The following is a 23128-nucleotide window of genomic DNA, read 5'->3' on the forward strand; positions in this document are numbered from 1 at the left end:
GCGCCAATCCATTGCCCCACCCTTGCCCCGCCTCTATGAGACGGCTTCCGGTCCCCTGTCGGGACCAACAGGGGAATTTTATCAATGCCTTCGGGTCTGATCGCGCTGCTCGATGACGTAGCGGGGATTGTCAAGCTCACCGCCACGTCGCTGGACGACGTCGCCGCCGCCGCGGGCAAGGCCGGGTCGAAGGCGGCCGGAGTCGTGATCGACGACACCGCCGTCACGCCGCGCTATGTCATGGGCCTGACGCCCGACCGCGAACTGCCCATCATCTGGAAGATCGCCAAGGGATCGCTGCGCAACAAGCTGTTGTTCCTGCTGCCCGCCGCGCTGGTGCTCAGCGCCTTTGCGCCCTGGCTGCTGCCGCCGCTGCTGATGCTGGGCGGGGCCTTCCTCTGTTTCGAAGCGGCGGAAAAGCTGCTCGAAGCCATGCAGGGCGGCCATGATCTGGCGGAAGAAGCGCTGGAGACGCACAGTTCGAAGGAACTGGAGGACCGGAAGGTGTCCGGCGCGATCCGCACCGACTTCATCCTGTCGGGGGAGATCATGGCGATCGCGCTTGGCACGGTGGCGGCGGAACCGATCTGGGAACAGGCGATCATCCTGCTCGTCGTCGCCTTCCTGATTACCGCGGGCGTCTATGGCGTCGTCGGCTTCATCGTGAAGATGGACGATATCGGCCTGCATCTGGCCGAGCGGCGCTCGGTCGGCACGCGGGCATTGGGCCGGGCGATGGTGAAGGCCATGCCCGTGCTGATGCGGATATTGAGCGTGGTGGGCACGGCGGCGATGCTGTGGGTCGGCGGCGGATTGATCGTCCACGGGCTGCATGAGTTTCACTGGGATCTGATACCCGGCGCGATCCATCATCTCGCGGCAGGCGCCGCCCATGCCCTGCCCGCCGTCGCGCCGGTGGTCGACTGGGTCGTGAACGCCCTGGGCGCGGGCATCGTCGGACTGGTCGTCGGCGGCATCGTCGTGGCGGTGCTGCACCTCTTCAAGAAGCATTGATGCGTTCACCCTGGCGCCTGGAGGCCGGGGCGCTGACGGCGCTCGCGCTGCCGATGATCGCCGGCAATATCGCCTGGGCGGGGATCGCCGCGACCGACCTGCTGCTGCTAGGCCGCTTGGGGGCGAGCGCGGTGGCTTCGGGGGCGCTGGCGATCAACCTGTTCAACGCGCTGCTGATCTTCGGCATGGGGCTGGTCACCGCCGCCGCGCCCCTGATCGCGACCGAGCGCGGGCGGCGGCGGCATTCGGTGCGCGATGTCCGGCGGACGGTGCACCAGACGCTGCGCGCGGCGGCGCTGTTCGTCCTGCCCGCCTGGGCGCTGCTGTGGGAAAGCGAGGCGATCCTGCTGCTGATGGGGCAGGAAGCCGACCTTGCGGCCCAGGCGGGCGAATTGATGCGCGGGCTGCAATGGGCGCTGCTGCCCTTTCTGGGTTTCACCACCCTGCGCAATTTCATTTCCGCGCTGGAGCGACCGGTCTGGGGCCTGATCGTCATGGCCTGCGCCATCCCGTTCAATGTGCTGGCGGGGTGGGCGCTGATCTTCGGGCATCTGGGCTTTCCCGCGCTGGGGTTGTTCGGCGCGGGGATCGCGAGCAGCCTGTCCTCTTCCTTCCTGTTCTTCGGACTGCTGTCCGTCATTCTGATCGACCGGCGGTTCCGGCGCTACCGCCTGCTGGGGCAGTTCTGGACGCGGGACAGGGAGCGGCACCGGACGGTCTGGACGCTGGGCCTGCCCATCGCGATCACCCTGGGGCTGGAAACGACCGTGTTCAACGCCTCCGCCTTTCTGATGGGGTTGATCGACCGCGACTCGCTGGCGGCGCATGCGGTGGCGATCCAGATCGCGGCGCTGGTCTTCATGGTGCCCATGGGCGTGGGCCAGGCCGCGACGGTGCGCGTGGGGTTGGCCTATGGCAAGCGTGACCGGGCGGGGGTCGGCCGGGCGGGATGGCTGGCTCTGGCGATCGGCACCGGATTCGCGCTGATGGCGGCGGCGATGCTGATCGCCTTTCCCCGGTGGCTGATTTCGGGATTCCTGGACTTGCACGATCCGGCCAACGGGCGGACGGCGGCGCTGGCGGTCGGTTTCCTGGGGGTGGCGGCGCTGTTCCAGTTGGTGGACGCCGCTCAGGCGGTCGGCGCGGGCGTGCTGCGGGGCATACAGGATACGCGGGTGCCGATGATCTTCGCCCTGATCGGCTATTGGGTGATCGGCATCGGCGTCGGCGTCATCCTGGCCTTTCCGCTGGGATTGCAGGGGCTGGGCATCTGGCTGGGGCTGGCGAGCGGGCTTGGAGTGGTGGCGCTATCGCTTGTCCTGCGCTGGGCGCTGCGGGAGCGTCTGCACCTGCTGCCGCATGCGCGAAGCGCCTGACGCCGTTTGTCCCGCAAATCCGCCAGGTTGCATTGCAGGATGATGGTGCGATGCACAAAGCAATTGAACCTGGGCTTCAAATTTGTCATGAAAAACGCACTATGAACGCTCCCACCATGTTCTTCGAAGCCATCGCGCTCCAGAAATGTCTGACCGCGACCTATAACAAGATGGTCGTGAAGCTGGCTCCGCATATCCTCTACACGCGCCATGACGAGATGTTCATCGACGCCGTGACCATAGAGCGCGACGGCCGCCCGCCGCGGGAACTGAAGCTGGGCACTTTCAAGCTGGCGGGGTTGAACGACGTCAGCCTGATCGAGGAAAAGTTCGAGGCTATGCACGGCCTCTATGATCAGTCCGACAGCAAATATAAGGGCGTGACCCTGTTCGCCGTGGAGCCGGAGAGCGCGGCGGCCTGATCCTCCGCGGCCCGCTTTGGGATGGAAAAGGGGCGGTCCTGCGTGGCCGCCCTTTTCCGTTGCGTTATCACCGGCGATGCTTGCCCCGCTTCGCCCCGATATGCCGGATATTGGTGGGCCGTCCGCGCCGGGCGCTGCCCGGCCGCACACGATCCTTCTTGAAGCTGGGCCGCTGCGGCAGGGCATCGGGCAGTTCGAAGCGCAAAGCCCCGTTGATCGGGTCCGCCTCCACCAGCCGCAATTGCAGCCGTTGGCCGACCGTATAGCGGTCGCCGCTTTCCACGCCCTCCAGCGCCCGTCCCGCCTCGTCATAATAAAAGCGCTCGTCGCCCAGGGTCGACACCGGCACCAGCCCGTCGCCGCCCAGCCCCTCCACCGTGGCGAAGAAGCCGAAGCTCTGTACCCCCGTGATCCGCGCCTCGACCAGATCGCCCACATGCGCCGCCAGAAAGGCCGCGACATAGCGGTCGATGGTATCGCGTTCCGCCTCCATGGCGCGGCGCTCATGCTGGCTGATCATCTCGCCGACGCGGCCCATATTCTCCATATCCTCGCCGCTCAGCGAAGAGCGGTCGGGAATGTCCCCCTTGGGCGCGGGCAGTTCCAGTCCATGGGCGCCCACCAGCGCCCGGTGCACCAGCAGGTCCGCATAGCGGCGGATGGGCGAGGTGAAATGAGCATATGACCCCAATGCCAGCCCGAAATGGCCCAGATTGGACGGCGCATAATAGGCCTGCGTCTGGCTGCGCAATATCTGCTCCATGATCAGGGGCTTTTCCTCCGCTTCCCCGACGCGCTTGATCAACTGGTTGAAGGTGGACGGCTTCACCACCTGCCCCAGGGCGAATTCGATGTCGAAGGTGGCAAGATAGTCCTTCAGCGCCACCAGCTTGTCGCGGCTTGGCGGTTCGTGGACGCGGTACATGACGGGCGCTTTTTTGGCTTCCAGCGCCTTGGCCGCCGCGACATTGGCGGCGATCATATAATCCTCGATCAACATATGCGCGTCCAGCCGTTCGCGCACCGCGACGCTGACGATCTTGCCATGATCGTCCAGCACCACGCGCCGTTCCGGCAGGTCGAGCGCCAGGGGTTCCCGCTTGTCCCGCGCCTTGCGCAGCAGCGCCCAGCAGGCCCATAGCGGCCTGAGGGCGGTTTCCAGCAAATCGAGCGGCTTTTCTCCGTCGATGGCCGCCTGCGCATCCTCATAGGCCAGCACCGCCGCCACCCGGATCACGGCGCGGGAGAAGCGCCAGCTCTTCACCTTCCCCGAAGCGTCGAGGACGAGGTGGCACGCCATCGCCGCCCTGTCCTCGCCCGCCCGCAGCGAACACATGTCGGAGGAAAGCTGATGCGGCAGCATCGGCACCACGAGGTCGGGGAAATAGACGCTGTTCCCCCGCTTGCGCGCCTCCCGGTCCAGCGCGCTGCCCGGCCGCACATAATAGCTGACGTCCGCGATCGCGACGATCACCTTGTAGCCGCCCTCATTGGCGGGATCGTCGTCCGGCGCGGCCCAGACCGCATCGTCATGATCCCGCGCATCGACCGGATCGATGGCGACGATGGGCAGGTGCCGCAGATCCTCCCGCTTCTCCTCATGCAAAGCGAGTTTCGATGCCGATACCGCCTCTTCCTCCACCCGTTCGGAAAAGACGTGCGGAATGCCATGTTTATGGATGGCGATCAGGCTGAAGCTGCGCGGGGCGAAGGGATCGCCCAATATGTCCGTCACACGCGCCGTTATCCGGGGCGGCCGCCCCACCGGCTCGGCCAGCACCAGATCGCCCTTCTTCGCCGTCCCCACATCCGAAATCGGCGTGTCCCGGCGAATGCGCTTGTCGACGGGGCGCAGCCACAGCTTGCCGCCGTCTCCCTCCTCCACCACGCCCAGCAATTCCTCGCTGGCCTTGGCGAGCTTCTTCATCGGATGGGCGACCCAGCCGCGTCCGGCCTCCTCCGTCCGCGCCAGGATGCGGTCGCCGATGGTCAGCGCGCCCCGCTTGCCGCGCTCCACGATGCGCAATCGGGGCGCGGGCTGGCCCTCCGCCTCCCAGCGTTCGGGCGTGGCGATCAGGGTCGTGTCGTCCACATCGACGATCCGCAGCACCGTGACCTTGGGCACGCCGCCCATCTTGTGGAAGGCGCGCGCCGGGCCGATGTCGATCAGCCCTTCATCCGCCATGTCCTTCAGCAACGCCTTGAGCGCGATCTTCTCCTGCCCCTTCAGGCCGAACGCCTTGGCGATTTCCCGCTTTCCCGCCGCCTGTTCGGAGGTGGTGATGAAATCCATCACCTGCTCGCGTGTCGGGAAGCCCGCGGGCCGCACTTTGGTTCGGGCGGGGGTTCGGGCGGGGACGGTTTTCTTCTTCTTTTCGGTGGATGCCATGGGCCAGCTATAGGGGGAGCGGTTGCGCCACGCCAGTGCCTGCGGCCAGCCTATGGCTCATGCGAGTTTCCGCGCTCGTTCCCGCCACGCTTCGGCCAGGACCGGCATGTCCGCCAGCGCCCGCACCGCATCCGGATCGGCCTTGTGTCCGCCGCCGATCAGCAGTTGGAACAGCCGCGCCACCGGCCAATCCGGCAAAGGACGCTCCAGCAGGTTCATCCGCGTGCCGGACTCGGCCTCGCCTTCCCGGATGACGCGGAAATATATGCCGCACCGCGCCGTCTTCACGATGGTCGCCATCACGTCCTTCGCGCCGAAACGATGGTCGAGCTTCCAGCAGGGCTGCCGTCCATGGCTCACCTCTATCACCGCACTGCCCAGGGAGAAGCGGTCGCCCAGGCATATTTCCGCCTCCGTCATGCCGCGTGACGCGATATTCTCGCCAAAGGCGCCCGGCCTGTCGAGCAGCGGATGGTCCGGCTTCCGCTCGCGCCACCAGTCATAATGATCCTGCGGATAGAGGTGGATCGCCTTGTCCCAGCCGCCATGATGCACGGTGTCGGCCACCCTGTCGCCTTCCAGGCCCAGCCAGCCGATCCGCACAACTCCCTCCACCGGCCTCTTCGCGATGGCGCTATATTCGCCGTCCCGGAAGGGAACGGGCGCGCCGGTCAGCAGCGCGTCGACGGTCATGGAAAGCGCGGTCATGCCCCTCCCTGGCATGAAAGCCGCCGGAGGGGAAAGGCCGCTCGACAGGCAAAGGCATCGGGCCGGGAAAGCGCCGGCAGGCAAAAATCGCATGGCCCTCGCCCTTCCCTTGGGTTTTGCGATTGCCTGCGTTAAGGGCGACGAATGGATGTCACGGGGCTTCGCGTCGCACTCTTCAGCGGCAATTACAACTATGTGCGCGATGGCGCGAACCAGGCGCTCAATCGCTTCGTGGGCTATCTGCTGCGCCAGGGCGCGGCCGTGCGCGTCTATTCGCCCACGACCGATACGCCCGCTTTCGATCCGGCGGGGGAGTTGGTCAGCGCGCCGTCCGTGCCGGTGCCGGGGCGCAGCGAATATCGGATTCCCTATCGCCTTTCGGGCGCCGTCCGCCGCGACCTCAAGCGCTTCGCTCCCAATCTGGTGCATGTCTCCAGCCCCGACCCGCTCGGCCATCGCGCCATCAGTTGGGCGCGCGCGCGCGGCCTGCCCGCCGTCGCTTCGGTCCACACGCGCTTCGAAACCTATCCGCGCTATTATGGCCTCGCCTTTCTGGAGCCGCTGATCGAATCGATCCTGCGCCGCTTCTATCGCCGCTGCGACGCCATCGTCGCGCCGTCCGAATCGATGGCGCAACTGCTGCGCGAACAGCGGATGAGCTATGATGTCGGCATCTGGACCCGCGGCATCGACCGGGAAATCTTCAATCCCGACCGCCGCGATTCCGCCTGGCGCCAGTCGCGGGGCATGGCGGACGACGAACCGGTGATTGGCTTCGTCGGCCGGCTGGTGATGGAAAAGGGGCTGGATGTCTTTTCCGACACGATCGATCATCTGACGTCCAGGAATGTGCGTCACAAGGTGCTGATCGTCGGCGAAGGCCCGGCCCGCGAATGGTTCGAAAACCGCCTGCCGAACGCGATCTTCACCGGCTTTCAGAAAGGCCCGGAACTTGGCCGTGCCGTCGCCAGCATGGACATGCTGTTCAACCCCAGCGTCACGGAAACCTTCGGCAATGTGACGCTGGAGGCGATGGCCTGCGGCCTGCCCACCGTCGCCGCCCGCGCCACCGGCAGCGAGAGCCTGGTCACCGAAGGCGTGACCGGCCGCCTGATCCGCCCCGGCGCGATCACCGCATTCGCCGATGCGCTGACCGCCTATTGCACCGATCCCGCCATGCGATCCGCCGCCGGTGCGGCCGCCATGGGCGAAGCGGAACGCTATGGCTGGGATCAGGTCAACCAGGCGCTGGTCGACACCTATCTCCGCGTGATCCGCCAGCGCGAACATGGGGCGGTCGTCCGGTCGAGTCCTGTTCCCTGAAAGCGAAAGCCTTCCTATATCAAGGGTGATGGCTGACCTTTTCGCTCCCGACGACCTGCCCACCACGACCCCGGCCGACGCCCCGCTGGCGGACAAGCTGCGTCCCCGCACCCTGGCCGACGTGGTCGGGCAGGACCATCTGACCGGTCCCGAAGGCGCCATCGGCCGCATGGTCGCGGCGGGCCGCCTCTCCTCCATCATCCTGTGGGGGCCGCCGGGAACGGGCAAGACCACCATTTCCCGCCTGCTGGCCGATGCGGTGGGCATGCGTTTCGAGCCGATCTCCGCCGTCTTTTCCGGCGTGGCGGACCTCAAAAAGGTCTTCGCCGCCGCCAGGGACCATGCCCGGCGCGGCGAAAAGACCCTGCTCTTCGTGGACGAAATCCACCGCTTCAACCGGGCGCAGCAGGACAGCTTCCTGCCCTTCGTGGAGGACGGCACCGTCACGCTGGTCGGCGCGACCACGGAAAATCCCAGCTTCGAACTCAACGCCGCGCTTCTCTCCCGCGCGCAGGTGCTGATCCTGCGCCGGTTGGACGCCAGCGCCCTCGAACTGTTGCTGGACCGCGCCGAAGCCCTGACAGGCCGCCCCTTGCCACTCGCCCCAGCCGCCCGCGAAGCCCTGCTCGCCAGCGCGGATGGCGATGGCCGCTTCCTGCTCAACCAGGTCGAGACCCTCTATTCCATCGACATTCCCGAACCGCTCGATGCCGCGGGCCTATCCGCCCTGCTCCACCGCCGCGTGGCGGTCTATGACAAGGATCGGGAGGGCCATTACAACCTGATTTCCGCGCTGCATAAAAGCCTGCGCGGATCGGACCCGCAAGCCGCCCTCTATTATCTCGCCCGGATGCTCACGGCGGGCGAGGAACCGCTCTACGTCCTGCGCCGCCTCGTCCGCTTCGCGGTGGAGGATATCGGCCTTGCCGATCCGCAGGCCGTCGTCCAGTGCCTCGCCGCGAAGGACACTTACGAATTTCTCGGCTCTCCGGAAGGCGAACTCGCCATCGTCCAGGCCTGCCTCTATTGCGCCACGGCCCCCAAATCCAACGCCGCCTACAACGCGATGAAGGCCGCCTGGAAATCCGCCCGCGACACCGGCTCCCTGATGCCGCCGCAGAATATATTGAACGCCCCGACCAAGCTCATGAAGAATATTGGCTACGGCAAGGGCTATCAGTATGACCATGACGCGGTGGACGGCTTTTCCGGCGACGATTACTGGCCGGACGAGATGCAGCCCCAGACTTTCTACGCCCCCACCGAACGCGGGTTCGAAGCGCGCATCGCCGAACGCCTGGCCTATTGGGACCGCCTGAGAGCCGAACGCCATCAGCAATGACGCCGCGCTTCGCCCGCTATGCCGTCATCGACTGGTCGGGCGCCAAGGGTTCGCGCCACAAGGGCATCGCCGTGGCCCTTTGTGAGGCGGGCGAGGCGGTTCCCCTGCTCCAGCATCCGGACGGCGGCGGTTTCTGGTCGCGGCGGGCCGTCGCGGACTGGCTGATCCGCACCGCCCGCGAAGCCCCCACCCTTTTCGGCTTCGATTTCAGCTTCGCCCCACCCTATATCGCCCGCCAAAGCTACCTGCCCGGCGACGAAGCGCCGACCGCCGGCCCCGCCTTCTGGGCCTATGTCGATGGCATTTGCGAGGATGAGGATCTGGGCGCGGCCAGCCTGCTCGAACGGACCCACCGCCGCCATTTCTATTTCGGCAAGGCCGACGGGGTAAAGGCCGACTATATGCACAACCGGGCCTGCGAAGCGCATTACAACGCGCAGGGCGGCGGCAAGCCCTCCACGGTCTACGACGCCATCGGCGCGGCTCAGGTCGCCAAGGCGAGTTTCTCAGGGATGCGGCTGCTCCACCATGTCCACGCCCACGTCCCCGTCTGGCCCTTCGACCCGCCACCCGAAACCGGCTCGCTGGTGATCGAAATCTACACCAGCATAGCCGCCCGCGCCGCCGGGCGTCCCAGGGGCAGGACCAAGATGCGCGATCTCGCCGCGCTGAATGACGCCCTGCGCGCCGTCGAATCGCAACCGCATCCGGGCCTGCCGCCGGACGATCACGGCGCCGACGCGATCCTGACCGCCGCCTGGCTCCGCCGCGCCGCGCCGCAGCCCAGCCTGTGGAGTCCTGGCCCGCTCGATGCGAAAATCGCCGCAACAGAGGGCTGGACGTTCGGCATCATCTGATAGTAAGGCGCTCCCCGTCCGAAACGGGCGCGCCGGATTAGCACAGCGGTAGTGCAGCGGTTTTGTAAACCGAAGGTCGGGGGTTCGATCCCCTCATCCGGCACCATATTTCAGGCGTAACGGGAACGTTCCGCCATCGGCGGGGCCTCCTGATTCGCGGGACGACGCCCCGCAAGGGCCAGTGCCAGCCACAATTCCGCCGCCCGGACGATCTGTCCTTTCAATAGATAGCGGACCGCGATCCGGGAAAAGGGCACGGGCGAATTGCCTTCCATCATGCCCCTGTACCGGGCGATCAGAACGCGCAGCGCCGCCAGGTCCGCATATTGGCGCGACCGCACAAGCCGCCTCGAAAGCTTGAAGAATTCGCGCGAGATAAAGCGCCCCAGCAACGCCTCCGTCTCCCGCTTCACGCCCGGAATTGCATGGGCAAGGTCATAGTGAAAACCGTTGAGCGCGCTTGCCAGATCATCGTTCCGCCGAACATCGAATTGCCGCGGCACCCTGGAAATCTGGGCGATGATGCTGCCGGGCCGCGACCGGTAATAGACCCACGGCTGGGCCGAATAGAAATAGCTTTTCGCCCTCAGCATCAGCCAGGGGACAGTGGCTATGTCCTCGAAGCAGACGCCTTCCGGAAAGCGGATGCCGCTGGCGAACAGCGACCGGTTCCAGACGCGCGACCATATGTGCAGCCGCCGGTTGGCGAAGGTCCCGGCGATCAACGTCTCGATATTGTCGTCCAGTTTGCCGACCGGCCCGGCAAAGGCGGCGATGGGCACGCCATCGCCACGCAAATAATCGCACAGCACGACATCGGGCCGAGACGAGCGAACAATATCCCGCAGCGCGGCGACGGACCCCGGCAGCAACTTGTCGTCCGAATCGACGAACCACAGATAATCGCCCGCCGCCGCTTCCAGCAACGAATTGCGCGCCGCGCTCATCCCCCGGTTTTCGGCATGATGCATCATCCGGACATTGCATCGCGCCCCGGCGATCAGTTCCGCGCACAGTTCGGCCGACCCATCCGTCGACTTGTCGTCGATCAGGATCAGTTCGATGCCGCTGTCGCCGTCCATCTGTTCGATGATGGAGGACAGGCATTCTTCCAGATAGGGCAGGACATTATAGAACGGCACCAATATGCTCAGCCATGGCCGCCCGATGCCCGCCCCATTGCGCGCATGCCCTCTTACGGAGGATTTCTCCCCCGTCCCCTCCCGAATGTCGGTCTCCACCTCGACTCCCCGATTAGCTGGAGCGATTTCAAGTCAGATGGACCATCTGACGACCCGAAAATCGCAGAAAACTCATTAAATCAAAGCATCCTGCGTTAAATCGAACCAGCTTTCGCAGTTCGGGTTGAACCGGGCGAAGCCATTTCTCTTGAAGAGAAGCAAAGTCCTTCGACAAGCCCAAGGTAACCGAAGTTCCCGGTTTAACGCACGATGGTCCAGGCGCAGCTTTACCCTTCCGCGCGCTCGACCCGATGCGGCCTATCATATCGGCTTTCGATGTAAAGGCGTTTTCAGGTCGCAAATCAGGCGGTTCGCCGCTTCGCCCTGCCTGACGATAAAGGCCCAAAAGCAAAATGGGGGCCGGCATTTCTGCCGGTCCCCACTTCCGTCGTGTCTCTCGATCCGCTTCTCTTTCGAGATGCGATCATCGGACTCGGCGCGCGATAGGTCCGCCTAAAAGGCTTTGCTATCGTGTCGGCTCCGTTCTTCCGGCCGGTCGGCCGTTTTCCCGCAGCCTGTCCTCTTTATTCGATGCCCGACGTTCACTTTCGCGCGTGCACAGCATCGTCTATTGAGGACCATCGGCTTTCCGCATTTTCCTTCCGGTCCATGCTTCTTTTCCGACGCTCGAAAAGTCCTTCAAGTCATTGATTTCTCTTTGACTTTGGCATCCAGATTTCTCTGTCTCCCGTCCTTTCCGATAAGAGGATGCTCTCACCAAAAGCGAGTCGGGCAAAGCGGAATCTTTCACCTCGAAGACGGATTCGCCCTAAAGCTGTGGATAGATGTGGATAATTTTTTTCCTGGCGTTTCAGCCGCCCGGCGACCACCCGTCCGGCGCCAGCGCAAAGCCGGAAAATTCGAAGCCGGGGATCACGACGCAGCTCACCAATGTCCAGCCGTCCACCGGGCGCGCCGCCTGCCAATGATGGGAGGGAACCAGCAATTGCGGCTGCTGCCCCGCCAGCACATCGCCGCCCAGCAGCCATTCCCGTACCGGCCCGCCCTCTGCCGCGATGGAAAGGGTCATCGGCGCGCCAGCATGCCAGAACCAATGTTCGTCGGCATCAACCCGATGCCAGTGGGATCGTTGATGCGCCTCCAGCAGGAAATAGATCGTGGTTCCGGCAGCGCGCTCGCCCGCTTCGGCTTTCGCCCGCCAACATTCCCTATACCATCCGCCTTCGGGATGAGGGGCAAGGTCCAAAGAACGGATCAACGCCTTCGCCCCCGTTTCATCGTATCCGCTCATCACCTGACCTCAAATTTTATGCGTGCCAAAACAATGCGATGTGCCGTTGTCGCAGGTTCATGCAACCTCGATCAATATGGGCGGGTTGAACGATCAAAGCACGCCTTTTGAAGGAGATGAAATGCGTAAAGCTCTTATGGCCCTGGCTGCCGTTTCGCTGGCGATTCCGGTTTCGATGGCTGTCCCATCGGACGGCGCGAATGCCCGTCGCCATTATGAATATCGTGAGTGGCGCGGTCGCGACGGCCGCACCTATTGCCGCAAGTCCGACGGCACGACCGGCCTGATCGTCGGCGGCGTCGGCGGCGCGCTGATTGGCCGCGCTATCGACACCCGCGGCGACCGCGCCACCGGCACGATTCTGGGCGCGGCGGGCGGTGCGTTGCTGGGCAAGGAAATCGACAGCAAGCGCCGCTGCCGCTGAGGTCCAGGCCTGGCGACCGCGCAGCCCTTACCCAGCGCAAACGGCAAGGCATGGAAAAGGGCGGCTTCCCAATGGAAAGCCGCCCTTTTTTCCGGGAAAAAGCTTCGAGGATCTTATTCGGCGGCCGCGCCGCGCGCCTCCTCCAGCTTGAAGGCAACGGCCTGACCGCCGGAGACGCCCGAAACGCGGCCTCCCTTGACGGACAGGTTGAAGGCAACGGCGTCGGGGTAACGACGGCCCGAAATCACCTTGCCGGTCTTGGTGTCCTTGACGTCATAGATATAGGTGAAACCTTCGTGCGTGAACTTCTGCTTGGCAGCGTCTTCGGCATGGGCCGGAGCATTGGCGGCGCCAAAGGCGAACAGGGCGGAAAGGACAAACTTGGACAGCATTCGCATGGGTAAACTCCTTGTGAATGCCGATCAAACACCTCTGGGAATATTCTTTTCTGTTGACGCCGGTTTATGGTGCGTTGCGGCAACGCGACAATCGCAAACAAAGGCGAAACGATTGCATTTCCCGCAACTGCTTTCTCAAGCCTTTGACAAATCGACGATATGCTTGAATTCCGCTTCCGTCAGCGGGGATACGGACAGGCGCGACTGGCGGATCATCGCCATATCGGCCAGCGCCGGATCGGCCTTCATCGTCTTCAACGTCACCGGCTTTGCGAACTTTTCCTTTGGCCCCACATGGACGGCGATCCACTTGCCCGTCTCATCCGTGCTGTCGGGCGCGGCCTCCCCGACAATCTCCATGATGCCAACGGCCTCTACCCCGACATTGCTGTGATAGAAGATCGACAGGTCGCCTTTCCTCATCGCCTTCATATTGTTCTGGGCGGCATAGTTGCGCACCCCGTCCCATTCCGCTTTCCCCTTTTCGACCAGATCGTCATAGGAAAAGACATCGGGTTCGGATTTCATCAGCCAGTAGTTCATGGCTTCTCCTTGCATCAGCCGACGAGGACGATCAAGAATGTGCGTATGGCCGCGTGACGCGCTGATGGCGCGCCGGGCCAATCATATGGATTTCGGAGAATAAACGTGTCGCAATCGGTGCTGGAACAAGTGCCTGTCCTGTCCATGGCGGATATGTCGAAGGCCGATTTTTCCGCCGCCTTCGGGGGCTCCTTCCAGCGTTTCGGATTCGCCATGGTGAAGGACCATGGCATGGACCAGGCGCTGATCGACAAGGGCTGGGCGCTGGCCCGCCAGTTTTTCGCGCTGCCCGAAGAGGCGAAGCGGCGATACGACGCCAGATATAATGGCGGCCAGCGGGGCTATACGGCCTTTGGCGTGGAAATCGCCAAGGGCGCGAGCGAAAACGACCTCAAGGAATTCTGGCATGTCGGCCGCGACCTGCCGGCAGGCGATCCCTTGGCGGAAACCATGCCGCCCAATGTCTGGCCTGACGAACTGCCCGAATTTCATGAGACTTTCGCGAAACTCTATGCGGAGTTCGACCGCGTCGGCGCCGAACTGCTCTCCGCCATCGCCCTTTATCTGGGCCTGGAGGAACGCTGGTTCGACAGGCCGGTCGAGAATGGCAATTCGATCCTGCGCCTGCTCCATTACCCGCCTGTGTCGGCGGAAGCGCCCGGCATCCGCGCCGGCGCGCATGAGGACATCAACCTCATCACCCTGCTGCTGGGCGCGGAGGAAGGCGGGCTGGAACTCAAGGATCGGGGCGGCAACTGGCTCCCCGTCGTGCCGCCGCCGGGCGCGCTGGCCATCAATGTGGGCGACATGCTCCAGCGGCTGACCAACTATCATCTGCCCTCGACCAGCCATCGCGTCGTCAATCCGCCGCCGGAACGCCGGGGCTTTTCGCGCTATTCCATGCCCTTCTTCCTGCACCTGCGGCCGGATTTCCTGATCGACGCCCTGCCGCAATGCGTGGATGCGGACCATCCCCGGCGCGATCCGCCGATCACGGCGCACGACTATCTGACGGAACGGTTGCGGGAGATCGGGCTGATCAAGGGATAGGGTTTCGGGCGGGGCTATTTCCGCCCGCGCCCCATGGTGATGCCGATTTCCTCGCCCTTCTCGCTGAGGGCGAGTTTCACGATCTTCACCTCGACATGGCTGACCTTGTCGTCCTGAAGGAAGATCGTCTCGATGATATGGTCGGCCACCGCTTCGATCAGCGTGAAATGCTGCCCTTCCGGCAACGCCGCGGTCGCGGCATGCTTCAGGTCCATATAGTTTTTGGACCGCGACAGGGGCGTGTCGGGATCATAATGATCCGCGATCTTCAGCTTGGCCCGGATGGAAATGCGCAGCGGCTGCGGCAGGTGCGTCTCTTCGGAATAGATGCCTGTCAGGACATCCACATCCAGATGATTGACCTCCAACGTCAGAAAATCGTCAAATCCGCTGTTCATAGCTCGCCACATTCGCCCGGTTCCCGCTGCGGGCGGGGTCCAGTTTAGACTTTTATTTTGCGAGCCACGCGCTAAAGCCCGCCGCTCTCGGCGCGTCCATGCGCCATTGAGGACGGATCGGCAAGACGTGTCTGTTATAGTGCCCCTCAACATCATGTCGCAGGACGCGGTCGAGCATCTGCTCGACGCGGCCTTCGGCGCTGACCGGCACGGCCGCACCGCCTATCTGATTCGCGACGGCATGCCCTGGCTCCCCGAACTGTCCTTTGGGATAGAGGATGAGAAGGGCAGGCTCGTCGGGTCGCTGCAAAGCTGGCCCGTCGCGCTCACCCATGACGATGGCAGCCAGACGCCGCTGATCATGGTCGGCCCCGTCGCCGTCGACCCGTCCGCCCAGGGCACCGGCCATGGCCGCGCGATGATGGACGCGATGGTCACCGCCGCCCGCACCCATCGCAGCGATCCGCTGATGATGATCGGCGATCCTGAATATTACGGCCGCTTCTGGGGCTTTTCCGCCGAAGGAACCAGCGGCTGGAACTGCCCCGGCCCGTTCGAGGCGCGCCGCCTGCTGGCGCTCTCCGTCGACGGACGCGCCATCGGCGGCAAGGGCATGCTCAGCCCCCGGATCACCGTCCAGGCCTGAAATTTCCCTTTTGCCTTCGGGCGCTCCGGCTCCTATCTCCGCCCTATGCCGATGGAGCCGCCCCCCGATCTCGCCAGCCTTTCCCTGACGGATATCGCGCGCCTGCTCGCGGAAAAGCGGCTGCCGCCGGTGGAGAAATGGAATCCCGACCATTGCGGCGACAGCGACATGCGCATCGCCCGCGACGGCACCTGGTTCCATCAAGGATCGCCCATCGGCCGCGAAGCCATGGTCCGCCTCTTTTCCACCATCCTGCGCCGGGAGGGGGATGGCGGCTATGTGCTGGTCACGCCGGTCGAAAAGCTCTCTATCGAGGTGGAGGACGCGCCCTTCGTCGCGGTGGAACTCAAGACCGAAGGCGACGGGCGGGACCGCAGCCTGGCCTTTCGCCTCAACACCGGCGATCTGGTCGCCGCCGGGCCAGACAATGCGCTTGCCCTGCGAGAGACGCCGGACGGGCCGCATCCCTATCTCCATGTGCGCGGCGGGCTGGAAGCGCTGATCGCCCGCAGCGTCTATTATGAGCTGATGAACCTTGCCCTGGACGAAGGCGCCGACCCCATCGGCCTCTGGAGCAACGGCGCCTTCTTCGCACTGGACGGATCGGCATGACGCTGGCGGAGCGGCTGCGGACCGCATTGAAGGAGGGGCATGAACGCGAAGCCAGCCTGTTGCCGTCGGACACGCGCGATCCCCGCATAGAAGGCGACCTTGTCCTGGCCCCCGCCGCCGTCTTGGTCGCCATCACCGACCGCCCCGAACCCGGCCTGATCCTGACCCAGCGTTCGGCGAAATTGCGCAAGCATGCGGGACAGGTCGCCTTTCCCGGCGGGCGGATCGACGATGACGACAGCGACGAAATCGCCGGAGCCTTGCGGGAGGCGCGGGAGGAAATCGGCCTGCTTCCCCATGTCGTCGACATCATCGGCACGTCGGATCGCTATCATACCTTCACCGGCTTCGACATCGTGCCGGTGCTGGGGGTGATCCCGCCCGATCTCCCTCTCTTCCCGCAGGAAACGGAGGTAGCGGATCTGTTCGAGCTTCCCCTCTCCTTCGCGCTCGACCCTGCCAACCGGATCAGGAAAACGATATTATTCCAGGGCGTTGAGAGGCATTATTACGAAATATTCTGGGAAGGACGCCGTATCTGGGGAATTACCGCCGCGATCCTCGCCAATCTTTCGCGGAGGCTTGGCCATGACCAGTCTGCTTCCTGACGCGGACTGGCGCCATCGGCCCGGCCTGGACGCACTGCTCAAGGCGCTGGGCGCGGAGCAGGGCCTTGTCCGCTTCGTCGGCGGCGCGGTACGGGACGGGTTGCTCGGCCTGCCGGTGAACGACCTGGACATCGCGACCGTCATTGACCCCAAGGGAGTCATGGAACGCCTGAAGCTCGCCGGGATCAAGGCCGTTCCCACCGGCATCGATCATGGCACCGTGACGGCGGTCATCCATGGCTGGCCGGTCGAGATCACCACCCTGCGCCGGGATGTCAGCACTGACGGACGACGCGCCACCATCGCCTATACCGGCGACTGGCGGGAGGATGCGGCGCGGCGCGATTTCACGATCAACGCCCTTTATGCCGACCCGCTTACCCATGAAATTACGGATTTCTTCGGCGGCGTGGCGGACCTGAAGGCGCATCGGGTCCGCTTCATCGGGGATGCCGACGCCCGCATCGCGGAGGACCATCTGCGCATCCTGCGTTATTTCCGTTTCCTCGCCCGTTTCGGCGATGACCGGCCCGATGCGGCGTCTTATGCCGCCTGCCGCGCCGCCGCCAACAGCCTGATGGCCCTTTCACGCGAGCGCATCGCGGACGAACTGCTGAAATTGCTCGCCGTGCCCCGGCCCCTCGCCGCGCTTCGGCTGATGATCGACGGGGGCATATTGCTGCCGGTCGTTCCGGAGATCGACGGAAGCGGGCTTGCCCGCCTCTCCGCCCTGATCGAGCGTGAAGCCGCCTCCGGCGCTGGCCTTTCCGCCCTGCGCCGTCTGGCCGCCCTGCTCCCGCCCGATCCGCGCGCTGCCGATCAGGTCGGCGCCCGGCTGAAATTATCCAACAAGGCCCGCAAGCGCCTGATGACCGCGCTGGAGGGCGGTGGCGGCGAAACGCCCCGCGCCCTCGCCTTTCGGATCGGCGTCGAAGGGGCGATCGATCAGATATTGATCGATCCCGCGGCATCGCTGGATAGCATGGGGACGCTCACGGACTGGACCCCGCCCCGCCTGCCGATCAGCGGCGGCGCGCTGATCGCGCGTGGCCTGCAACCCGGCCCGGACGTGGCAAGGGCGCTGGCGCAGGTTCAGGAAATCTGGGTGGCGGAGGGCTTTCCCGACGAAGCCCGCGTGGCCGAGATCGCGGATCAGACCGTTTCGAAATTCCAGCGCGCCCGCCAATAGTCGAAGGCTTCGACCTCCGGCATCGGCCGCGCGAAATAATAGCCCTGCCCCTGCCAGCAGCCCAGATTCTGCAACGCAAGGGCCAGTTGCTGCGTCTCTATCCCCTCCGCCGTCACATGCAGGCCCAGCGATTCCGCCAGCGACAGGATGGTGCGCACCATGATTTCCTTGTCGCGATCCTCCAGCATGGAGGTCACGAAACTGCGGTCGATCTTCAAAATGTCGATCGGCAGGCTGTGCAGGCTCGCCAGGTTCGAATAGCCCGTGCCGAAATCGTCCATGGCGATCGGCATGTGCAGATCCTTGAGCGCGAACAGCAGCTTCCGCGCCTTTTCCGGATCGGCCACGATGGCGCTTTCGGTCAGTTCCGCGGTCAGGCGGTTGCCCGAAATGCCCGAATAGCGCAGCGCTTCCTCGAACATGGAGGCGACATCGTCCCGCGCCATCTGAATGGGGGAAAGGTTCACATTGACGCCCACCGGCAGCGGCTGGCCGAATTTCGCATCCCACCGGCTGAGCGCCTGCGCCGCCTCATAGGCCGCCCAGCGCCCCAGCGACGTGATCAGCCCGCTTTCCTCCGCCACGGCGATGAACTCGACCGGCGAGACATGGCCCAGTTCCGCATCTTCCCACCGCGCCAGCGCTTCGAAACCGGTAACCTCCCCGGTCTGCAAATGAACGAGCGGCTGGAAGGCCAGGGTCAATTCGCCCTGGAGCAGCGCGTCACGCAGGCGACTCTCTATGGAAAAGCGCCGCTGCGCCTCCTTCAGCACGCCGTTGCGGTAGATTTCCACCTTGCCGCTGCGCTTGGCGATCTTCACCGCCGCCTGCGCCTTGCGCACGACATCCTCTGGGTCTTCGGCCAGGTGGGTCGACAATGCGCAGCCGATCGCGCAATCGACCCGAATCTGAAGGTCGCTCAGCCTGATCGGATAGCCGAGCGCATCGCGAATGCGCTGAACGATATGAAGAGCATCCGACAAGCCATTGTTCAATCTGGCGAAAATCGCAAAATCATTGCCGCCGATCCGCGCCAGAACATCGCCCTGGCGCAGACTCGACTTCAATCGCTTGGCCACTGTGATCAACAGTTCGTCGCCAGCCATCGGTCCCAATGACTCATTGACCCGGCTGAACCGGCTGAGATCGATGGCGATGATCCCGAACTGCGCATTGTCCGGCCAGAGCATGTTGGCCAGCCGGTCGTCGATTTCCTCGCCAAAGCCGGTCCGGTTGGGCAGTGCGGTCAAGCCGTCGGACAGCAATTCCCGCCGCAAATTCTTCTCGATGGCCCGGTCGCTGGTCCGGTCCAGCGCGGTCAACAGGAAAAGATTGGACTGCCCCTCCATTTCAGGCAGGCGGCCCACGGTGCAATAGAAATATTCAGGCCCCAGGGCGCCGTCGCGGCGCAATTCGAACCCTTCGGAATCGCGCCCCGACAAGACATATTCCAGGATACGCTTGCGCCACTGCGCGACGTGAGCCCGCTCGGCCTCTCCGGGTGCGGGAGAATTGAAATGATTGCCGAAGGCGACATTGGCCGCCACCAGCGAAAACTTGTTGTTTTCATAGGAAAATGTGGCCGCCGGATAGGGCAGCGCGGTCAGCCAGTCCACCATCGCCACGCGATGCGACGGACATGCGCCATCCGCCCCCGCAGAGAGGTCGATTTTCGGCGCTTCGGTCGGCCGATCACGCATCGACGTGGATTTCATGTCCCCGGCGATAGGTCCAATGGGTAAATTTTCGGGAAACGAATTTCGATTTTCGTGAAATCGTCTCAAAAAAATCCGCTTGTCAGAAACGGTTATCGCGCGGGAATCCGGTGGGCGGCATCCGCCCCGCGGCGCCCCTGGCGACGCGCCATGGCGTCATGTCCGCTTCCGTCCGTGTGCGGCCCGACCCGCCGCCCATCGCCCAGCTAAGCCCGTCCGACAGGCGGAAGGCGATGGCGTCCGACAATCCGCCGTCGCGATAGCGCTGCATCTGCACGCCCTGCCCGCGCGCCATGCGCGGCATTTCCACCAGCGGGAAGACCAGCAGCTTGCGATTCTCACCCACCACCGCGACGCTGTCCGCCTCCGGCGCGACGGGATGCACGACGCTCAGCTTCGCGCCGGTCCGGACATTCACGACCTGCTTGCCCTTGCGGGTTTCCGCGATCACGTCGGCCACCGCCGCCACGAAACCGCGACCGTCCGACGATGCCAGCAGCAGTTCGCCGCCGGTTCGCGCCGGCATCAGGGTGACGATATTGCCGGTCCCGTCCATGTCGACCAGCGACCGCACCGGATCGCCAAAGCCGCGTCCGCCCGGCAACTTGTCCGCGCCCAGGGTGAAGATGCGCCCCGTCTCCGTCGCCAGCAGCAGCTTGTCGGTCGTCTGCGCGTGGAAGGCGATCATCGGACCGTCACCTTCCTTGAATTTCAGCGTGTCCGCCGAAGCCAGATCGCGATGCCCGCTCATCGCCCTGATCCAGCCGCGTTCGGACAGGATCACGGTGATCGGTTCCTTCTCGATCATCGCCTCCAGCGGGATTTCCCGCGCCGGCGCCGCTTCCTCGACCAGGGTGCGCCGCTTGCCGAAATCGCTGTCGGGCGAATAGCGCTTGCGCAGGTCGGCCAGGTCTTTTTTCAGCCGCGTCCGCTGCCGCGCCGGGCTTTCGACCAGCTTTACGAGTTCGTCCCGTTCCTTGAGCAGTTCCGCATGCTCGCGCCGCAATTCCATTTCCTCCAGCTTGCGCAGGGAGCGCAGCCGCATGTTGAGAATCGCCTCGGCCTGCCGGTCGTTGAGGCCGAATTCAGCCATCATCACCTCTTTCGGCTCATCCTCTGTGCGGATGATCTCGATCACCCGGTCCAGGTTGAGATAGGCGATGATATAGCCGTCGAGCAGTTCCAGCCGCGCCGCGATCTTGTCCAGCCGATGCTGGGCGCGCTTCACCAGCACGTCGATCTGGTGTTTCAGCCATTCGATCAGGACCGGCTTCAGGCCCAGCACCCTTGGCGTCCGCGTGGCGTCGAGCACGTTCAGGTTCAGCGGGAAGCGATTCTCCAGATCGGTAAGCCGGAACAGGCTGTCCATCAGCACATCAGGGTCGACGGTGCGGGCGCGCGGCTCGATGACGATGCGGATCTGCTCGTCGCTCTCATCCCGCACATCGGCCAGGATCGGCAGCTTCTTGTCGTTGATCAGCGCCGCGATCTGCTCGATCAGCTTGGACTTCTGCACCTGGAAGGGGATTTGCGTGACCACCGCGACCCAGGTGCCGCGCCCGCCATCCTCCTTGTGCCAGCGGGCGCGGGTTCGAAACGATCCCCGCCCCGTCGCATAAGCCTCTGAAATGATGGAGGGGCTGTCGACCAGCACGCCGCCCGTCGGATAGTCCGGCCCGCGCACGACCTGCATCAGGTCGGCATGTTCGGCATCGGGATTGTCGATCAGCAGGCTGGCGGCGTCGATCAGCTCCGACACATTGTGCGGCGGGATACTGGTCGCCATGCCGACCGCGATGCCGGTCGCGCCATTGGCGAGCAGATTGGGGAAAAGGCCGGGGAAAACCTCCGGCTCCTGATCCTCGCCATTATAGGTCGGGCGGAATTCGACGGTGCCCTCGTCCAGACCCGCCATCAGGTCGGCCGCCGCCTGCGTCAGCCGCGCCTCGGTATAGCGCATGGCCGCCGCATTATCGCCGTCGATATTGCCGAAATTGCCCTGCCCGTCGACCAGCGGCGTGCGCAGCGAGAAATCCTGCGCCAGACGCACCATGGCGTCATAGACCGACGCATCGCCATGCGGGTGATATTTGCCGATCACGTCACCGACGACGCGGGCGCATTTCTTGTAGGAGGTGGTGTTGCGCGCCGGATTGGCGACCAGCACGTCGGGCGAAGCGCCGCCCGGCTCCATCCGCAGCAGCCGCATCGCCCAGAGCAGCCGCCGATGCACCGGCTTCAACCCGTCGCGCAGGTCCGGCAGCGACCGGGCGGTGATGGTGGAAAGCGCATAGACGAGATAACGCTGGGACAGCGCATCGTCGAACGGGTGATCCTTGATAGCGTCGAACGGGTCACGAAAATCGGTCATCGCGAAGGGGAATAGCAGCGCCGCGACAAAACGGAAACGGGGTTTAGCGCGGCAGATAACGCCCTTCGGGATCGGCGGCTATTTCCCGTGCGAACTCCGCGCCGATCCAGTCGCGAAAGGCCTTCACCTTGGGCGTGTTGCGGGCATGGGGCGGGTAGGCCACCCAATAGCTAGCCCGCTCCTTCACATAGGAAGGCACGGCCTCCACCAGCAACCCGGCCTCCACTTCCGCCTTCCACAGGAACAGGTTGACGATGGCGACGCCCTGCCCGGCCATGGCGGCGCGCCCCTCCATCACCTGGGAATCCAGCGCGATGCCGGGGGGCAGCGCCTTGCCATCGGCCTCCACGCCGACCCCGGCGAACCATTCATGCCACCACATGTCGTCCGGCGACAGGCGCGGCATGGCGTGCAGCGCATGGGCATCGGCAATCGGCCCGTTCTTCGCCAGCCAGCCGGGGCTGCACAGGGGCGCAAGCCGGTTATGGGTCAGCAGCTTCGCCTCCGTCCCCGGCCATTTCCCCTCCCCACCCCGCACCGCGACATCCACGCCGTCGCGGGCGAAATCCACGACCCGGTCGGTCGCGTCGATCCGCACCGCCAGCCCCGGCTGGCGCATCTGGAACGTCCCGATCCGGGGCGCCAGCCAGAGATGCGCGAAGCTGTTGGAACAACTGACCGTCAGCACCGTCGAATGATCCTGCGTCAGCGCGGCGAAACCCTGCCGCATCTGGTCGAAGGCGCGGGTAAGGATGGACGCGATCTCCCGCCCCTTGTCGGTCAGCGTCACTTTCCGCCCCGCCCGCTGGAACAGGCTGATCCCCAGCCTTTCTTCCAGCAATTTCACCTGATAGCTGACCGCCGCCTGGGTCATCCCCAATTCCTGCGCGGCGGCGGTGAAATTCTCCAGCCGGGCGGCAGCTTCGAACACGCGGACGGCGGACAGGGGCGGCAATTGGCTCATCCCTCATTAATAAGCCAGCCTTATATGCGCCGTCCATCCTTTTGTTGGCGATCGCTACGGAAATGGACGATAGGCATTGCAGCGAAACGAATGCAGTTCGCTCATTCATTCATGGAAAGAAGGAACCCGTCATGCGCTTGTCTGACGACGCCCGGCCGTGCGCCAACGGCCATGGAACATCCCTCTCCGGCATGATCGCCGCCATCATGCAGGCCTTCTGCACGCTCCATCGCATCGCCTGGTCCGCGCCCTGGACGGAGGAACGGCGATGAAGCCGCACGAAAAT

General features: G+C 64.5%; 23 protein-coding genes and 1 tRNA gene. 14 read left to right on the top strand and 10 right to left on the bottom strand.

Annotated elements, in window-relative coordinates; translation table 11 throughout:
• Window positions 1–84 precede the first annotated feature (84 nt).
• From NUH86_RS08495 to NUH86_RS08505, 3 genes are all read left to right on the top strand, one after another.
• On the top strand, window positions 85–1014 hold the full coding sequence (locus NUH86_RS08495; protein ID WP_267249100.1) for a DUF808 domain-containing protein: 930 nt from the start codon (window positions 85–87) through the stop codon (window positions 1012–1014).
• Window positions 1014–2390, top strand: coding sequence for an MATE family efflux transporter (locus NUH86_RS08500; RefSeq protein WP_267249101.1), 1377 nt, complete (start codon window positions 1014–1016; stop codon window positions 2388–2390). The genes NUH86_RS08495 and NUH86_RS08500 overlap by 1 nt, the downstream gene beginning before the upstream one ends.
• 101 nt (window positions 2391–2491) lie before the next feature.
• Window positions 2492–2812, top strand: coding sequence for a hypothetical protein (locus NUH86_RS08505; protein ID WP_267249102.1), 321 nt, complete (start codon window positions 2492–2494; stop codon window positions 2810–2812).
• Between the two features lie 67 nt (window positions 2813–2879).
• Here NUH86_RS08505 and rnr read toward each other — a convergent pair whose 3' ends face one another.
• On the bottom strand, window positions 2880–5201 hold the full coding sequence (gene rnr, locus NUH86_RS08510; RefSeq protein ID WP_267249103.1) for a ribonuclease R: 2322 nt from the start codon (window positions 5199–5201) through the stop codon (window positions 2880–2882).
• Between the two features lie 57 nt (window positions 5202–5258).
• The gene (locus NUH86_RS08515) at window positions 5259–5909 is read right to left on the bottom strand and encodes an MOSC domain-containing protein (protein ID WP_267249104.1); all 651 of its coding nucleotides are present in this window, start codon (window positions 5907–5909) and stop codon (window positions 5259–5261) included.
• Window positions 5910–6053: 144 nt separating this feature from the next.
• On the opposite strand from NUH86_RS08515, the gene NUH86_RS08520 reads away from it, so the two are divergent.
• The 4 genes from NUH86_RS08520 to NUH86_RS08535 all read left to right on the top strand — a co-directional run bounded on the left by NUH86_RS08520 (window position 6054) and on the right by NUH86_RS08535 (window position 9537).
• Complete coding sequence (locus NUH86_RS08520) at window positions 6054–7232, top strand: glycosyltransferase family 4 protein (protein ID WP_267249105.1); 1179 nt, start codon at window positions 6054–6056, stop codon at window positions 7230–7232.
• A 28-nt stretch (window positions 7233–7260) separates the two neighbouring features.
• Window positions 7261–8574, top strand: coding sequence for a replication-associated recombination protein A (locus NUH86_RS08525; protein WP_267249106.1), 1314 nt, complete (start codon window positions 7261–7263; stop codon window positions 8572–8574).
• The gene (locus NUH86_RS08530) at window positions 8571–9431 is read left to right on the top strand and encodes a hypothetical protein (RefSeq protein WP_267249107.1); all 861 of its coding nucleotides are present in this window, start codon (window positions 8571–8573) and stop codon (window positions 9429–9431) included. Before NUH86_RS08525 ends, NUH86_RS08530 begins: the two co-directional genes overlap by 4 nt.
• A gap of 31 nt (window positions 9432–9462) precedes the next feature.
• Window positions 9463–9537, top strand: a tRNA-Thr gene (locus tag NUH86_RS08535).
• A gap of 4 nt (window positions 9538–9541) precedes the next feature.
• Here NUH86_RS08535 and NUH86_RS08540 read toward each other — a convergent pair.
• Window positions 9542–10672, bottom strand: coding sequence for a glycosyltransferase family 2 protein (locus NUH86_RS08540; protein WP_267249108.1), 1131 nt, complete (start codon window positions 10670–10672; stop codon window positions 9542–9544).
• Between the two features lie 811 nt (window positions 10673–11483).
• Window positions 11484–11924, bottom strand: a complete 441-nt coding sequence (locus NUH86_RS08545; protein ID WP_267249109.1) for a cupin domain-containing protein — start codon at window positions 11922–11924, stop codon at window positions 11484–11486.
• A 121-nt stretch (window positions 11925–12045) separates the two neighbouring features.
• On the opposite strand from NUH86_RS08545, the gene NUH86_RS08550 reads away from it, so the two are divergent.
• Window positions 12046–12348: a glycine zipper 2TM domain-containing protein gene (locus NUH86_RS08550; RefSeq protein ID WP_267249110.1), complete on the top strand. Its 303-nt coding sequence runs from the start codon at window positions 12046–12048 to the stop codon at window positions 12346–12348.
• Between the two features lie 113 nt (window positions 12349–12461).
• On the opposite strand, the gene NUH86_RS08555 is transcribed toward NUH86_RS08550, so the two are convergent.
• Together NUH86_RS08555 and NUH86_RS08560 are read right to left on the bottom strand one after the other, a co-directional pair.
• Window positions 12462–12740, bottom strand: coding sequence for a hypothetical protein (locus NUH86_RS08555; RefSeq protein ID WP_267252072.1), 279 nt, complete (start codon window positions 12738–12740; stop codon window positions 12462–12464).
• 141 nt (window positions 12741–12881) lie between these two features.
• Window positions 12882–13289 carry an EVE domain-containing protein gene (locus NUH86_RS08560; protein WP_267249111.1) on the bottom strand — a complete coding sequence of 136 codons (408 nt, stop codon included), beginning with the start codon at window positions 13287–13289 and terminating at the stop codon, window positions 12882–12884.
• A 105-nt stretch (window positions 13290–13394) separates the two neighbouring features.
• On the opposite strand from NUH86_RS08560, the gene NUH86_RS08565 reads away from it, so the two are divergent.
• Window positions 13395–14339: an isopenicillin N synthase family dioxygenase gene (locus tag NUH86_RS08565; RefSeq protein WP_267249112.1), complete on the top strand. Its 945-nt coding sequence runs from the start codon at window positions 13395–13397 to the stop codon at window positions 14337–14339.
• Window positions 14340–14353: 14 nt separating this feature from the next.
• On the opposite strand, the gene NUH86_RS08570 is transcribed toward NUH86_RS08565, so the two are convergent.
• Window positions 14354–14737: a dihydroneopterin aldolase gene (locus tag NUH86_RS08570; RefSeq protein WP_267249113.1), complete on the bottom strand. Its 384-nt coding sequence runs from the start codon at window positions 14735–14737 to the stop codon at window positions 14354–14356.
• 127 nt (window positions 14738–14864) lie between these two features.
• On the opposite strand from NUH86_RS08570, the gene NUH86_RS08575 reads away from it, so the two are divergent.
• From NUH86_RS08575 to NUH86_RS08590, 4 genes are read left to right on the top strand one after another with little or no spacing between them, the layout of a single operon-like run.
• Window positions 14865–15383 (top strand): GNAT family N-acetyltransferase, encoded by a 519-nt coding sequence (locus tag NUH86_RS08575; protein WP_267249114.1) that lies wholly within the window; start codon window positions 14865–14867, stop codon window positions 15381–15383.
• Between the two features lie 45 nt (window positions 15384–15428).
• Window positions 15429–15995, top strand: a complete 567-nt coding sequence (locus tag NUH86_RS08580) for a DUF1285 domain-containing protein (RefSeq protein ID WP_267249115.1) — start codon at window positions 15429–15431, stop codon at window positions 15993–15995.
• A complete protein-coding gene (locus NUH86_RS08585) occupies window positions 15992–16603 on the top strand; it encodes a CoA pyrophosphatase (RefSeq protein WP_267249116.1) in 612 nt (203 codons plus the stop codon). The genes NUH86_RS08580 and NUH86_RS08585 overlap by 4 nt, the downstream gene beginning before the upstream one ends.
• The gene (locus NUH86_RS08590) at window positions 16584–17792 is read left to right on the top strand and encodes a CCA tRNA nucleotidyltransferase (protein WP_267249117.1); all 1209 of its coding nucleotides are present in this window, start codon (window positions 16584–16586) and stop codon (window positions 17790–17792) included. The genes NUH86_RS08585 and NUH86_RS08590 overlap by 20 nt, the downstream gene beginning before the upstream one ends.
• Here NUH86_RS08590 and NUH86_RS08595 read toward each other — a convergent pair.
• The 3 genes from NUH86_RS08595 to NUH86_RS08605 form a co-directional block, all read right to left on the bottom strand.
• A complete protein-coding gene (locus NUH86_RS08595) occupies window positions 17756–19507 on the bottom strand; it encodes a putative bifunctional diguanylate cyclase/phosphodiesterase (RefSeq protein ID WP_416365308.1) in 1752 nt (583 codons plus the stop codon). The genes NUH86_RS08590 and NUH86_RS08595 overlap by 37 nt on opposite strands.
• A gap of 82 nt (window positions 19508–19589) precedes the next feature.
• A complete protein-coding gene (gene parC, locus NUH86_RS08600) occupies window positions 19590–21878 on the bottom strand; it encodes a DNA topoisomerase IV subunit A (protein ID WP_267249119.1) in 2289 nt (762 codons plus the stop codon).
• A 43-nt stretch (window positions 21879–21921) separates the two neighbouring features.
• On the bottom strand, window positions 21922–22842 hold the full coding sequence (locus tag NUH86_RS08605) for a LysR substrate-binding domain-containing protein (RefSeq protein WP_267249120.1): 921 nt from the start codon (window positions 22840–22842) through the stop codon (window positions 21922–21924).
• A gap of 131 nt (window positions 22843–22973) precedes the next feature.
• Here NUH86_RS08605 and NUH86_RS08610 point away from each other — a divergent pair, with 131 nt between their 5' ends.
• Window positions 22974–23114, top strand: coding sequence for a hypothetical protein (locus tag NUH86_RS08610; RefSeq protein WP_267249121.1), 141 nt, complete (start codon window positions 22974–22976; stop codon window positions 23112–23114).
• Window positions 23115–23128: the final 14 nt, after the last annotated feature.

Origin of the sequence: Sphingobium sp. JS3065, from assembly GCF_026427355.1 — a bacterium.
Classification (GTDB): domain Bacteria; phylum Pseudomonadota; class Alphaproteobacteria; order Sphingomonadales; family Sphingomonadaceae; genus Sphingobium.